The organism is Kitasatospora sp. NPDC090308 (genome assembly GCF_044769485.1).
Classification (GTDB): domain Bacteria; phylum Actinomycetota; class Actinomycetes; order Streptomycetales; family Streptomycetaceae; genus Kitasatospora; species Kitasatospora fiedleri.
In genome coordinates, this window is sequence record NZ_JBIVXY010000008.1 from 83,044 (window position 1) to 95,468 (window position 12,425).

The 12,425-nt window shown below is 74.8% G+C and carries 11 protein-coding genes; 5 read left to right on the forward strand and 6 right to left on the reverse strand.

Going from position 1 to position 12,425, the window contains the following annotated elements; genetic code table 11:
• Nucleotides 1–502: 502 nt before the first annotated feature.
• Together ACIQVD_RS19920 and ACIQVD_RS19925 are read left to right on the forward strand one after the other, a co-directional pair.
• Nucleotides 503–1,759 (forward strand): MFS transporter, encoded by a 1,257-nt coding sequence (locus ACIQVD_RS19920; RefSeq protein WP_402290804.1) that lies wholly within the window; start codon nucleotides 503–505, stop codon nucleotides 1,757–1,759.
• An 82-nt stretch (nucleotides 1,760–1,841) separates the two neighbouring features.
• Nucleotides 1,842–2,360 (forward strand): HAD domain-containing protein, encoded by a 519-nt coding sequence (locus tag ACIQVD_RS19925; protein ID WP_100839241.1) that lies wholly within the window; start codon nucleotides 1,842–1,844, stop codon nucleotides 2,358–2,360.
• A 54-nt stretch (nucleotides 2,361–2,414) separates the two neighbouring features.
• On the opposite strand, the gene ACIQVD_RS19930 is transcribed toward ACIQVD_RS19925, so the two are convergent.
• The 3 genes from ACIQVD_RS19930 to ACIQVD_RS19940 all read right to left on the reverse strand — a co-directional run bounded on the left by ACIQVD_RS19930 (nucleotide 2,415) and on the right by ACIQVD_RS19940 (nucleotide 5,278).
• Nucleotides 2,415–2,747, reverse strand: a complete 333-nt coding sequence (locus ACIQVD_RS19930; RefSeq protein ID WP_402290808.1) for a hypothetical protein — start codon at nucleotides 2,745–2,747, stop codon at nucleotides 2,415–2,417.
• Nucleotides 2,748–2,857: 110 nt separating this feature from the next.
• Nucleotides 2,858–3,646: a CPBP family intramembrane glutamic endopeptidase gene (locus ACIQVD_RS19935; protein WP_402290810.1), complete on the reverse strand. Its 789-nt coding sequence runs from the start codon at nucleotides 3,644–3,646 to the stop codon at nucleotides 2,858–2,860.
• A 132-nt stretch (nucleotides 3,647–3,778) separates the two neighbouring features.
• The gene (locus ACIQVD_RS19940) at nucleotides 3,779–5,278 is read right to left on the reverse strand and encodes a glutamate--cysteine ligase (protein WP_400679733.1); all 1,500 of its coding nucleotides are present in this window, start codon (nucleotides 5,276–5,278) and stop codon (nucleotides 3,779–3,781) included.
• 369 nt (nucleotides 5,279–5,647) lie between these two features.
• Between ACIQVD_RS19940 and ACIQVD_RS19945 the strand changes: the two genes are divergently transcribed.
• Both ACIQVD_RS19945 and ACIQVD_RS19950 read left to right on the forward strand, forming a co-directional pair.
• Nucleotides 5,648–6,337 (forward strand): hypothetical protein, encoded by a 690-nt coding sequence (locus tag ACIQVD_RS19945; protein ID WP_400679730.1) that lies wholly within the window; start codon nucleotides 5,648–5,650, stop codon nucleotides 6,335–6,337.
• A 351-nt stretch (nucleotides 6,338–6,688) separates the two neighbouring features.
• Nucleotides 6,689–6,880 (forward strand): DUF5999 family protein, encoded by a 192-nt coding sequence (locus ACIQVD_RS19950; RefSeq protein WP_100839244.1) that lies wholly within the window; start codon nucleotides 6,689–6,691, stop codon nucleotides 6,878–6,880.
• A 115-nt stretch (nucleotides 6,881–6,995) separates the two neighbouring features.
• Here the strand turns inward: ACIQVD_RS19950 and ACIQVD_RS19955 are convergent, their stop codons facing one another.
• On the reverse strand, nucleotides 6,996–7,700 hold the full coding sequence (locus ACIQVD_RS19955; RefSeq protein ID WP_400679726.1) for a GNAT family N-acetyltransferase: 705 nt from the start codon (nucleotides 7,698–7,700) through the stop codon (nucleotides 6,996–6,998).
• Between the two features lie 220 nt (nucleotides 7,701–7,920).
• Between ACIQVD_RS19955 and ACIQVD_RS19960 the strand changes: the two genes are divergently transcribed.
• Complete coding sequence (locus ACIQVD_RS19960) at nucleotides 7,921–11,055, forward strand: phosphocholine-specific phospholipase C (protein ID WP_402290814.1); 3,135 nt, start codon at nucleotides 7,921–7,923, stop codon at nucleotides 11,053–11,055.
• 60 nt (nucleotides 11,056–11,115) lie between these two features.
• On the opposite strand, the gene ACIQVD_RS19965 is transcribed toward ACIQVD_RS19960, so the two are convergent.
• Both ACIQVD_RS19965 and ACIQVD_RS19970 read right to left on the reverse strand, forming a co-directional pair.
• On the reverse strand, nucleotides 11,116–11,469 hold the full coding sequence (locus ACIQVD_RS19965; RefSeq protein ID WP_402290816.1) for a beta/gamma crystallin domain-containing protein: 354 nt from the start codon (nucleotides 11,467–11,469) through the stop codon (nucleotides 11,116–11,118).
• Nucleotides 11,470–11,591: 122 nt separating this feature from the next.
• A complete protein-coding gene (locus tag ACIQVD_RS19970) occupies nucleotides 11,592–12,344 on the reverse strand; it encodes an SseB family protein (RefSeq protein WP_402290819.1) in 753 nt (250 codons plus the stop codon).
• Nucleotides 12,345–12,425 lie beyond the last annotated feature (81 nt).

The window sequence follows — 12,425 nt, forward strand, 5'->3', positions numbered from 1 at the left end:
GGCCCGGGCGGGAGGGGAGAGACAACGGCCCGAGACCGCCTGGCGCCGCACCATCAGCCTCCTCTGGGGCCACCTGGGCTGACACCGCCCCTGGCGGGGGGCCCGGGCGGGAGGGGAGAGACAACGGCCCGAGACCGCCTGGCGCCGCACCATCAGCCTCCTCTGGGGCCACCTGGGCTGACACCGCCCCCGGCGAGGGTGCGAGGGACGAGACCGCCCGGGGCCAGACCATCAGTCTCCTCCGGGAGTAACTGGGCTGACACTGCCCCCGGCGGGGCCCGGGCGGGAGGGGAGAGACAACGGCCCGGGACCGCCCGGTGCCACACCGATCAGGCACCTCCGGAGACAGCCGGGCCGAAACCGCCTCCGGCGAGGGTGCCAAGGGCCGGGGTCGTCCGGGGGCGTGCCGTCCGGCTTCGGTTGGGCGGCCGGTTGCGTGGGTGGGTTTCGCCGGTGGGAAAAGCGCTGGACAGCGGGGGTGCGGCGGGGGCATCGTCGGGCGGTGGGTTTCCTCGATCCGGCCTGGGCGGGCCGTAATTACCGCGTTCAGAGCGCTGCGGCGGTGGTGAGCGGGCTCGGCAACGCCGCGGCGCCGATCGCCACCGCGTTCGCCGTGCTGCACTCCGGGGCCGGGTGGGGCAGTGCCGAGGTGGGGTACGTGACGGCGGCCCGGACGGTGCCGTTGGTGGTGCTGCTGCTGGTGGGCGGGGCGGTCGCGGACCGGTTGCCGCGGCATCTGGTGATGGTCGGGGCGAACGTGTTCAACGCCGGTTCGCAGGCGGTGCTGGCGGCGCTGGTGCTGTTCGGGCAGCCGAATCTGTGGGCGCTGATGGCGCTCTCGGCGGCGGGCGGGGCCGGGCAGGCGTTCTACGCGCCGGCCGCGGAGGGCGTGATCCTGCGGGCGGTGCCGGCGGAGCACGCCGCGAAGGCGTTCTCGGTGTTCAAGATGGCGGTGAACGGCGCTTCGATCGCCGGTGCGGCGCTCGGCGGCGTGCTGGTCGCGGCGGTCGGCCCCGGCTGGGTGCTGGCGGGCGACGCGGCGTGCTTCGCCGTCGCGGCGGCGCTGCGGGCCGGCCTGGAGCAGGTGGCCGCCGACCGGGGCCCTGGCGGGCCCGGGCTGGTGCACGAACTGCGGGTCGGCTGGCGGGAGTTCCGCGCCCGGCGGTGGCTGTGGGCGGTCGTGGTGCAGTTCGGGGTGACGAACGCCTGCGTGCTCGCGGTGGAGGCGGTGTACGGGCCGGTGGTGGCCGAGGACCGGATGGGCGGCGCCGGGGCGTGGGGCGCGGCGATGGCGGCGCTGAGCGTCGGCATGCTGGCGGCGGGCCCGCTGATGACGCGTTGGCAGCCGCGCCGGCTGCTGCTGGTGGGCAACGGCGGGGTGTTCCTGTTCGGGCTGCCGCCGCTGGCGCTGGCGCTGGGGTGGCCGCTGGTGCCGGTGGCGGTGGCGATGTTCCTGGCGGGGGCGGGCACCACGGTGTTCATCGTGGGCTGGATGGTGACGTTGCAGCAGGAGGTGCCGGAGGAGCTGCTGTCCCGGATGTCGGCGTACGACGCGTTCGGCTCGTTCGCGCTGCTGCCGCTGGGCAGCGCGCTGGCCGGTCCGGCCGCGGCGGCGTTCGGCCTGTCCGGGGCGCTGTGGGGGTGCGCGCTGGTCTGCGCGGCGCTGGCCGGGCTGGTGCCGGAGGTGCGGCGGTTGGAGCGGGCGGTCGCCGGGCCGGCGTCCCGCGCGCCGGAACCGGAACCCGTCACTTCCGGGTGACAGCCGCTGACAGCTTGCAACCTCCCGGGGCCGCGCTTCGTCCGACCAGGTAATTGGCCGCGACCCCCGGGGAGACCGCCGCATGGGCAAGCCACTGCTGTACCTGGACGTCGACGGGGTGCTGAACCCGGTGTTCCCGTCCCCCGACGACGACTTCGACGCCCACACCCTGCTGGGCTACTCCGTCCTGCTGTCACCTCGCCACGGTGACTGGCTGCGCGAACTGGCCGACCGCTACGAGCTCGTCTGGGCCACCACCTGGGAGGAGCGGGCCAACGAGCACATCGCCCCGCTGCTCGGGCTGCCCGAGCTGCCGGTGGTGGTGTTCAGCGGGTACGTGCCGCAGCCCGGCGACCCCCGGGTGCCGCTGATGGAGCTGTTCTCGGCCGCCAAGTGGGCGCCGATCCTGCGGCACGCGCAGGGCCGCCCGTTCGCCTGGGTGGACGACTGCATCCCGCCGCGGCTGGTGCGGCGCAGCGTGCTGCGGGCGGACCGGCTGCTGCTGCCGGTCGACCCCGCGCAGGGCTTGCAGCGCGAGCACGTGGAGCGGCTGCTGCGGCGCCCGCCCTCGCGGGCCTGGCCGAACCCGTGGGCCTGCTGAGGCCCGGACGCCGGAACACCCGGACGCCGGAGCACCGGAAAACGTCGGCGCGGTTCAGCCCCGGGGCGGTTCCGGACGGTCGGCGTCCGGGGTGTCGGCGGCTTTGGCGTCAGCGGCCTTGGCGTCGGCGGCCGGGGTGTCATCGGCGATCTCGACCCAGACCCGCTCCCAGCGGGCGTTGTCGCTGTGGCCGAAGCGGTCGCCGAGGCTGAGGACGCGCAGCACGGCCAGGGTCTGGGTGCGGTCGGGGTGCTCGCCGACCCCGACGGAGAGCCGGGTGGCGCCGGTGCGGGTGCGGTCGACCACCGGCGGGCGGCCGGTGAGCTTGTGCAGGGCGTCCGCCACCCGGCTCACCCGATCGCCGTGCCGGCTCGATTGTCCGTCCATCTGCCGCTCCCCCGTTCCGCGTAGCCGTGCTCGTCGGAACCACCCTACCGCCGCGCGGTGACGGTGCGTCAGGTATCGGGTCGTGGAGCGTAGCGGCGGGGACGGGCGGGTCAGGGCAGCCAGCTGACGTGGCCGGCCAGCAGGGCGTAGCCGACGAAGGCGGTGGTGTCGATCAGGGCGTGCGCGGCGACCAGCGGGCCGACCCGCTGCCAGCGGCGGTAGAGCAGGCAGAAGACCACGCCCATCACCATGTTGCCGACCAGGCCGCCGACGCCCTGGTAGAGGTGGTAGGAACCGCGCAGCACCGCGCTGGCGGCGATCGCCGCGGGCCAGCCCCAGCCGAGTTGGTGCAGCCGGCGCAGCAGGTAGCCGACCACCACGACCTCCTCCAGGATGGCGTTCTGCCAGGCGGAGGCGACCAGGACCGGGATCCGCCACCAGACGTCGGGCAGGCCGGAGGGGGCGACGGTGAGGTTGAACCCGGCGGCCCGGGCGCCGAGGTAGAGGGCCAGGCCGGAACCGCCGATGCAGGCCGCGACCACCGCGCCGCGGCCGAGGTCGGAGAGCTTGCGGGTCAGGTCGAAGCCGAGGGCGCGCAGCGCGGCGCCCTCGCGGACCAGCAGGTAGCCGACCAGGACGACGGGCATCAGGCCGCGGGCGACGTAGTAGAGCTGCCAGGCCAGGTCGAGCCAGGGGCGGCCGGGGGCGCGGGAGGCGTTGAGGGTGGCGACCTGGCTGCCGAGCGCGGCGGGTTCGGTGAGCGAGCCGACGAAGCTGATCAGCGAGCTGATGCCGCTGGCGCCGAGGGAGAGGCCGAGGACGATCAGCAGTTCGGCGGCGAGCAGCCGGCGCGAGGGGGTCTGGGGCGTGGTGGCGGGCTCGGCCGAGGCGGTGGTCACGGTTCTCCCGGGGGCGGACGATCGGCCCGGGGCGTGCGGCCGCCCCGGGCCGATCATCCTTTCACAGGAAGATGAGGCTCCCGTGAAACGCCGCCGCGCGGGCCGGGGCCGCCGCGGGGACGGGGGACGGGGTCAGGCGACCGGCCAGGTGTGCACCGGTTCGCCGGTGCGCATGCACTCGATGTAGCGGCGGGTCATCGCGGCGATCGCCTCGTTCGGGCCGAGGCCGTGGTGCTCGCGCAGCCGGTGGACGGTGGCGGCCTGCCAGGCGGCGCCGTTGGTGCGGCGCAGGCAGCGCTGCTCGATGATGCCGAGGTAGCGGTCCCGGTCGCGGGGCTCGATGCCCCACTCGTCCAGGCCCTGGTGGGCGAGCGGCAGCAGTTCGTTCAGCACCAGGTCGGTGGCCGGGAGTTCGACCCCGCCACGGGCGCCGCGGCCGCTGCGGGGCCACCACTGGACGGCGTCGATGCCGTGCCGGGCGCCGTTCTGGAAGTTCTGGTCGGCCCGTTCGAAGGGGAGCCTGGTCCAGATCGGGCGGGGCTGTTCGGCCAGCGCCCGGACCAGGCCGTAGTAGAAGGCGGCGTTGGCCAGGGTGTCGACGACGGTCGGGCCGGCGGGGAGGCAGCGGTTCTCCACCCGCAGGTGGGCGACGCCGTCGGAGACGTCGTACACGGGGCGGTTCCAGCGGTAGACGGTGCCGTTGTGCAGCCGCATCTCGCCGAGCCGGGGCACGCCGCCGGAGGCCAGCACCTTGACCGGGTCCTCGTCGTCGCAGATCGGCAGCAGGGCCGGGAAGTACCGCAGGTTCTCGGCGAACAGGTCGAGCGCGGAGTCGACCCAGCGCTCCCCGAACCAGGTGATGGGGCGCACGCCCTGCGCCTTGAGCTCGGCCGAGCGGGTGTCGCAGGCCTGCTGGAACAGCACCGGGCGGGTCTCGCGCCACAGCTCGCGGCCGAACAGGAACGGGGAGTTGGCGCCGAGCGCGAGCTGCGCGCCGCAGATCGCCTGGGCCGCGTTCCACACCGAGGCGAACCGGGCGGGGGTGACCTGGAGGTGGAGTTGCAGCGAGGTGGCGGCGGCCTCGGCGACCATCGACACCGAGTCGACGGCCAGGCGCTCCACCCCGTCGATGTCGAGCGCGATGTCCTCGCCGCGGGCGGCCATGATCTGGTCGCTGAGCAGGCTGTAGCGGTTGTTGCGGCTCATCGCGTCCAGCCCGGCGTGTTCGAGGCCGAGGGTCGGCAGGATGCCGACCATCACGATCCGGGCCCCCGCGTCGGCGGCCCGGCGGTCGGCGTAGCGCAGGCCGGTGTCGAGCTCCTCCCGCAGGTCCTCGAACACGTGGCCGCCCAGGCGGCGCGGGGCGACGTTGACCTCGATGTTGAACCGGCCCAGCTCGGTCTGGAAGTCGGGGGAGGAGATCGCCTCCAGCACCCGCTCGTTGCCGAGCACCGGGAGCCCCCGGTCGTCGGCCAGGTTCAGCTCGATCTCCAGGCCCATCATCGCCTTCGGCCGGTCGAACCGCTCCTCCCTGAGCATCCGCCCCAGCACGTCCAGGCAGGACTGGAGCTTGCGGCGGTACAGCTGCCGGTCGGCCAGCTCCGCCCGGGTCGCCACGACCTTCTCTCCCACGGGTGCCTTCCCTCCCCTCGGTCGACAGTGCCTGAGCATCATGCCCAGGTCGAAGATCGATAGCCCACGATGCGAACACCCGCGCGAGACAGTGATCCTGACGCTCCGTCAGCGATTCCTCGACTTGAAACGGGCAACTGAACGTGATATGAAGGTCACCCTGCGCACCTGTTCGAATGGAATTCGCACGCCGCTCAGGCCCGGTCCAGGCCGTCCGAGTCGCCCCCGATGTCGAGGGATCTCGTCGACGACCCGCCCACCCACTCGGCGCCCCACGCACAACCGGACACGGCCAGACCTCCCTCATGTCGGTGCCGTGCCGGTATGCCGCAACGGCGCGCCGATCTCGCACGGAGAGGCGACTCAGCCATGACCCTGCACCTGCCCCAGCCCCCGGCCGGCGCACTGCGCGCCGCGCTCTCCGCCCTCGCCCCCGCGGAGGCGGCGGCGCCACCCTGGGCCGCCGTGCCGCCGCGCGGCGCCGGCCGCCTCCGCCCGCTGCTCGCCCTGCCCGTCCACACCCTGCACGGGCCCGCGCCCCGGCTGGCCGGGGCCGACCGCACGGGCTGGCGCTTCCTGCTCAGCGCGAGCACCGCCGACGACGCGGCACCCGCGCCCTGCGGGCACGGCGGCTGCACGGCCGGGGCCGCCGACGGTGGCGACCGGCGCGCGGAGCGCGGGTCACTGACCGTCGGGGAGTTCACCGAGGACGGGCTGGAGGAGGTGGTGGCCGCCGCCGAGGTGGTCGACGGCGCGGACGGCCCGGTCTTCTCCCACCTGAGCGCCGGCCCGTTCCTCGACTCCACCGTGCGGGCGCTGAGCCAGGCCTGGCAGCTCACCCACGGCACGCCCGTGCGGTACGAGCCCCGGCTGCTGCCGCTGCCCGAGCACTACGCCTCGGCGCTGTGGCTGCACGGCGGCCAGCCCGGGGAGGACCTGCTGATCCCGCTGGCCCCCGCCCCGCTCGGGGTGGCCGCGCACCAGGCGCTGCCCGCCGCCGAGTTGCTGGCCCGGCTGGAGCGCTCGCCCGCGGCCCGGCCGACCGCGCTGATCGGTTGATCGCACCGATCACACCGATTGCGTTGACCGGGTTGACCGTGCCGCCGGGGTCGGCGGACCCGGCGGCCGGTTGACAACTCCCGGAAGTGGACCCGCACCACCCGGACGGGCCATGCCGCACTGATCCGATCGGATCGGTCCGGCATGGCCCGTTCGTGCGTGGATCGGACCGTCCCCCACCCGCTCGGGTGATCTCGCGGGTTCTTCTGTGGCGCATGTCACCAAATGGCTGCGCGAGCGCCCGCAGAGCCGGACACTGGTGTCGGTCGGGTCGCGGACCAATCGTCCTACCCGGCTGACGCCGTTTCACACCTGAACCGGCTCAGATTTTCAGCGAAGCGAGGTACAAGGATGTGCCAGCACCGAACCGAGTGTCCGCCCGCCGACTCGGCGGACCGGGAGGCGGCCGTTCCGGTCGCCCGCCACCCCGAGCAGGGCTGGAGCCTGCTCTGCAACGGGGTGCTGCTGTTCGACGACACCGGCGAGCTGCTGCCGGACGGCCGGGTGATCGCCCCGCGCCGGAGCCTGCTGATCGCCGCCTGAGCCTCCCGCTCTCCCCGCACTTCCCCTCCCGCCCTCCCCGCACTTCCCCACTCTCGCTCGAATCCCGCCCGGTGCCCGTCCGGAGTCCGCACTCCTCCGGACGGGCACCGCTGCGTCAGGAGCCGCCGTGCGGGCGGTCGGTGGGCGTCGCGGGGTCGTACCAGAAGCCGGCCATCGGGGAGCGCGGCGTCCAGCCGAGGCTGGTGTAGAGGGCGCGGCCCTCGGTGGTGCCGACCAGCACGGCGGTGCGCGCGCCGGCCGCGTGCGCCTCGTTCTGCAGGGTGCGCATCAGGAGCGAGCCGAGGCCGCGGCGGCGGTGCTCGGGGGCGGTCTCGATCTGGTCGGCGACGGCGAGCAGCGGGGCGTCGACCCGGCCGCCGAGCGGGGTGGCGGGGGCCAGGCCGACCTGGCCGCGGGCGGCGAAGGCGCCGTCGGCGGTGCGGATCAGGGCGCGGACGGTGCCGCCGCGGCTCCAGGTGGTGATCCGGTAGCCGGCCGGGACGGCGGGCCGCTCGGGGCGCAGGTGAACGGTCATCAGGTGGCCGGGGGCGTCCTGGTGCCAGCCGGGGCCGATCCAGGGCAGGACCCGCTCCTCCTCGGCGAACAGCTTGAGCCACGTCCAGGGGGCCGCGGACTCGCCGAGCTTGCGGACGTCCGCCTCGGCGGGGGCGGGCAGCACGTGGCGCCGCACGTGGCGGGCCTGGCCGACGTCGATGCTCCAGCCCCAGGGCTCGGGGGCGGGGTCGGCGGCGCCGCGGGAGACCGTCCAGCCGCTGACCCAGGCCCGGACGAGTTCGGGGAGGGTGGCGTCCTCGGACATGCTGCACTCCAGATTCGGTAAGGGTTGATATCGGCCTGCGAAGATTACCCCGGGCGGGGCGGACCGGCCATCCGCGACAGCCCCGCCAAGATGTCTGTACAGGTTGTGCCTCGGGTGTCATCCGCGCGTCATCCGCCGCACCGGTCCAGTCCACCTGTGCCGCCTACCAATGGTCACGGCCGGGAGCAACGGAGCCCGGCACCGTGCACGAGGAGCCCCGATGAGTCCCGAACTGTCGCGCCCGAGCCCCGCGCTGTCGCGCCGCACCCTGCTGGGCGGTACCGCCGCCGCGGCCGTGCTGTCCGCGCTGCCGCTGAGCGTCCGTCAGGCGCTGGCCGCCCCCGCCCGACCCGGCAGGCTGGAGGACATCCAGCACGTGGTCGTCCTGATGCAGGAGAACCGGGCGTTCGACCACTACTTCGGCACCCTGCCCGGCGTGCGCGGCTTCGGGGACCGCGCCGCGGTGCGCGGCGTCAACGGCCGCCCGGTGTTCCACCAGCCCGACCCGTCCCGGCCCGAGGGCTACCTGCTGCCGTACCCGATGAACGCCGCCCACACCAGCGCCTACCAGCAGGGCGCGCCGGCCTTCGGCTACGTCGACTCGATGAACGCCTGGAACGACGGCCTGGCCGACGGCTCGGTCACCCGGCGCTCCTCGGGCTGGCTCGGCCAGGGCTACTACGAGTCGGCCGACATGCCCTTCTACCACGCGCTGGCCTCGGTGTTCACCACCTGCGACGCGTACTACGCCTCGGTGCAGTGCAACACCAACACCAACCGCGAGCACCTGATGACCGGCACCAGCGGCGGCACCGTCCGCGACACGCCGGTGACCGACAACTCCGAGCCCGCCGCGGGCTTCGAGTGGACCACCTACGCGGAGCGGCTGGAGCGGGCCGGGGTCAGCTGGCGCACCTACCAGGCGCTGGACAACTTCGACGACAACGCGCTCGCCTGGTTCACCTCCTTCATCCAGGCCAAGCCGGGCTCGGCGCTGTACGAGCGCGGGCTGCGGGCGGTCGGCGACCCGGCGAAGAAGGGCGACCCGTTCGCGATGGGCGACGCGCTGGTCGAGGCGTTCGCGAACGACGTGCGCGACGACAGGCTGCCGCAGGTGTCCTGGCTGGTCGCGCCCGCCGCGCTGTCCGAGCACGCCAACTACGCGCCGCCGAACGGCGAGCACCTCACCGCCCGGCTGCTGGCGGCGCTGGCCGCCAACCCGGAGGTGTGGGCGAAGACCGTGTTCATCCTCAACTACGACGAGCACGGCGGCTTCTTCGACCACCAGCTGCCGCCCGTCCCGCCGCTGGCCGCCGGGCGCGGCGCGTCGACCGTCCCGGTGGACGGCGAGGTGGTGGTGCGGGTCGGCAAGGGCGGCTCGACGTACCACCGGGTGGTCGGGCAGGACGGCCGCTACCGGGTGCGGAACGCGGACGGCTCGCTGGGCTGGTCGGCGACGCTGCCCGCCGGGGAGACCCTGGTGTCCGGGCCGTACCCGATGGGCCTGGGCGTGCGGGTGCCGATGGTGGTGGTCTCGCCGTGGACCCGCGGCGGCGTGGTCGACTCCACGGTGTACGACCACACCTCGGTGATCCGGCTGCTGGAGCGGCGCTTCGGCGTCGCCGAGCCGAACATCTCGCCCTGGCGGCGGGCCGTCACCGGCGACCTCACCGACGTCTTCGACTTCTCCGGGCAGGACCCGGCCTGGCCGGAGCTGCCCGACACCTCCGGCAACCGGCAGAAGGTCACCGACACCGGCAAGCTGCCCGCACCGACCGTCCCGAAGCCGCAGGCGGCCCCGCGGCAGCAGCGCGGCACCCGCACCGCCCGGCCCGTCCCGTACCACCTCCAGGTCAAGGCCCGGGTCCGCAAGGGCGTGCTCACCCTCGACCTGGCCAACCCCGGCCGGCAGGGCGCCGTGATCGCCGCCTACCCCGAGCCCGGCAGCGCGCCGCGGCACTACACGGTGGGCGTCAAGGGCAAGCTCTCCGACACCTGGCAGCTCGGCCCCGACGGCTACGACCTGCGCCTGCACGGCCCGAACGGCGCGCTGTGGCACCTGCGCGGCGATGCGACGGGCTCGTACGAGACCTCGGTCTCCGAGGACGGCGGCGGCGGGTGGCAGCTGGCCGTGGAGGTCGCCAACCGGACGCCGGTGAGCCGGGTGATGACCATCGGCGACCTGGCGTACGGCGGCGGGCAGCGCGAGGTGCGGCTCGGCTCGGGCGAGTCCGCGGTGGTCAACCTGCCGGTGGGCAAGGAGGGTTGGTACGACGTCGTGGTCACCGCCCGGGACGACGCCCGCTACCGGTTCCGGCGCGCCGGACGGCTGCCGCACCAGGCCGTCGGGTCCACCGACCCGGCGATGGGCCTGGCCGACCCGCTGCTGCTCGACGTCGCGCTGGGCTCGGCGTCCGCGACCGTCGACGAGGCGGTCCTGCTGCCGGGCCGACCCGCCCGGCTGAAGGCCCGGCTCACCGCGACCGCCGACCTGACCGCCCTGGAACTCGCCCCGCTGCTGCCCGCCGGGTGGCCGGCCCCGACCGTGGTCACCGCGCCGCCCGCCGCGCTGGCCGCGGGCGCGAGCGCCGACGCCGAGTGGGAGGTCCAGGTGCCCGCGGCGCCCGCCGCCACCTCCCGGCTGCTGGTCACCGCGCGCGGCACGGCCGCCGACCGGTACGCCGTCGCCGACGGCGAGGTGGCGGCGCGCACCGCCCCGTCGATGGCCGGGTACCTGCTCGGCGAGGACTTCGAGTCGCTGGCCCCCGCCCTCGTCCCGGTCTCCGGCGTGCTCGGCTGGACGGCCCAGGCCCCCGCCGGCTGGTCGGTGGTCAACGCGCCCGGCATGCCGCAGGGCACCGTCCGTCTCCAGGGCTGGACCTTCCACACCAAGCGCGCGTGGTCCGCCCCCGCCGGGCAGGACCGCGGCAACTTCACCCGCGGCCTGGGCGTCCTCGCCGTCGCCGACCCCGACGACTGGGACGACACCGGCTCCCCCTCGGCCAGGGGCAGGTTCGACTCCACCCTGGTCTCCCCCGCCGTCCCCGTCCCGGCCGACACCGACTCGCTGTACCTCGCCTTCGACTCGCACTACCGCCAGGAGGCCCCGCAGAAGGCGTCCGTGACGGCGGTGTTCGACACCGGCGAGGAGGCCCGGCTGCTCTTCTACAGCAGCGACGCCACCGGCAACGACAACGCCGGCCAGGACGCCGAGAACGCCTTCGTCACCCGCCGGTTCGCCGTCCCCGCCGGGGCCCGGACGGTCACCCTGAAGTTCCGGATGTACGACGCGGGCAACAACTGGTACTGGGCGGTCGACCACGTCCGCCTGGGCGTCCGCCCGATCACCGGCTGACGCCCCCGGACGCCGTCCCGCCCCGCCGCCACGATGGGCGGCGGGGCGGGACGGGCGGGGTCAGAGGATCTGGATGGACTTCACCCGGGGCGGGTGGTTGGGGAAGGTGATGTCGTGCCAGCGCGTGATCTTCACCGAGTCGCCGTTGGCGTCGTAGGAGATGAGGTCGTTGTTGCCGGCGGAGATCCGGTCGACCCACCAGTTGCCGAAGTCCGTGCGGCCGGCGTTGGCGCAGCAGTCCACGCTCTGCTTGCCGTCGAGGTGGGACCAGATCTTGAGGTAGTTCTCGCCGCCCTTGCACTCGATGTGGTTGATGGCGTAGGCCTCGCCGCTCGGTACGACGACGGTGAGGGCGGTGGCTGCGGCGAACGCCAGGGCCGCCGAGAAGGCGGTCCGCTTGGTCCTGGAGAACACGGGGTCTCCTTCGGTGCGGGGCCCGCTGACGGGTCGTCAGCGGGCCCGGGAGACCTCAACGTACCGAGGGGCGGCATACCCCCGAACGCACCACTCCGGACACGAACCGACGCTGCGCGACTTCACTCGTTCGTGTTCGCAGCGTAGAACGGCGGCCGGTCCGGGTGGCGGGCCAGGAAGGCCAGTCGGAGACCCCGGTCGAGGCGGAGGCGGAGGGCCGGGTCGGCGACCAGCGCCGGGCCGAGGCGGGCGGCGAGGGCCTGGACGGCGGCGGGGTCGGCGGCCGGGTCGGCCAGGACCAGGGCCAGGGTGGCGTCGGCGTCGGCGTCCGGGGCGAGGTGGGCGGCGGTGACGGCGGGTTCGGCCGCGAGCAGGGTGCGCAGGGCCTGCTGCACCTCGGGGTCGCGGTGCGGCGGGAGGTGGCGGCGGTTCTCCGCGACGGCGCGCAGGCGGGCGCCGGACAGCTGGTAGGTGACCGGGCCCGCCGGGTCGATCAGCAGGGTGTCGGCGCGCTCGGCGAAGGCCACCATCGCGGCCTGCGGGGCGACCGTCGGGGCCGGGCGGGCGTCCGGGCGCCAGGCGGCCATGGTGGCCAGCGAGGTGAAGGCGGGCAGGGCGCGGCGGCCGTCGGGGGCCTCCACGACGGGGACGGCCATGTCGCTGGTCTTCTCGTGCCTGTGCCCGTCGGCGCCCACCTCGACCTCGCCGAGCAGTGCCACGATGGGCACCATCAACCGGCTCGGGGTGAGGGCGGCGAGCAGGTCGGGCTCGGTGGCCGGGTCCTGCTGCCAGGCGGCGAGGGCCGCGGCGAGGGCGGGGTCGGCGGTGCCGTCGTCCTCGGCGAACCCGGGGTTGGGGATGTTCTTGCGCTCCACCCCGTGAGGGTATGCCACGTTTACCTCGGGCGGATCGCGGAGACGGGTCCGGCGGCGGGCGCGCGGGCAGGCGGGCGGTCC

Coding starts and splice junctions, on each gene's coding strand:
- ACIQVD_RS19925 (WP_100839241.1), top strand. CDS start 1,842: ATGGGCAAGCCACTGCTGTACCTGGACGTCGACGGGGTGCTGAACCCG.
- ACIQVD_RS19930 (WP_402290808.1), bottom strand. CDS start 2,747: ATGGACGGACAATCGAGCCGGCACGGCGATCGGGTGAGCCGGGTGGCG.
- ACIQVD_RS19945 (WP_400679730.1), top strand. CDS start 5,648: ATGACCCTGCACCTGCCCCAGCCCCCGGCCGGCGCACTGCGCGCCGCG.
- ACIQVD_RS19950 (WP_100839244.1), top strand. CDS start 6,689: ATGTGCCAGCACCGAACCGAGTGTCCGCCCGCCGACTCGGCGGACCGG.
- ACIQVD_RS19955 (WP_400679726.1), bottom strand. CDS start 7,700: ATGTCCGAGGACGCCACCCTCCCCGAACTCGTCCGGGCCTGGGTCAGC.
- ACIQVD_RS19960 (WP_402290814.1), top strand. CDS start 7,921: ATGAGTCCCGAACTGTCGCGCCCGAGCCCCGCGCTGTCGCGCCGCACC.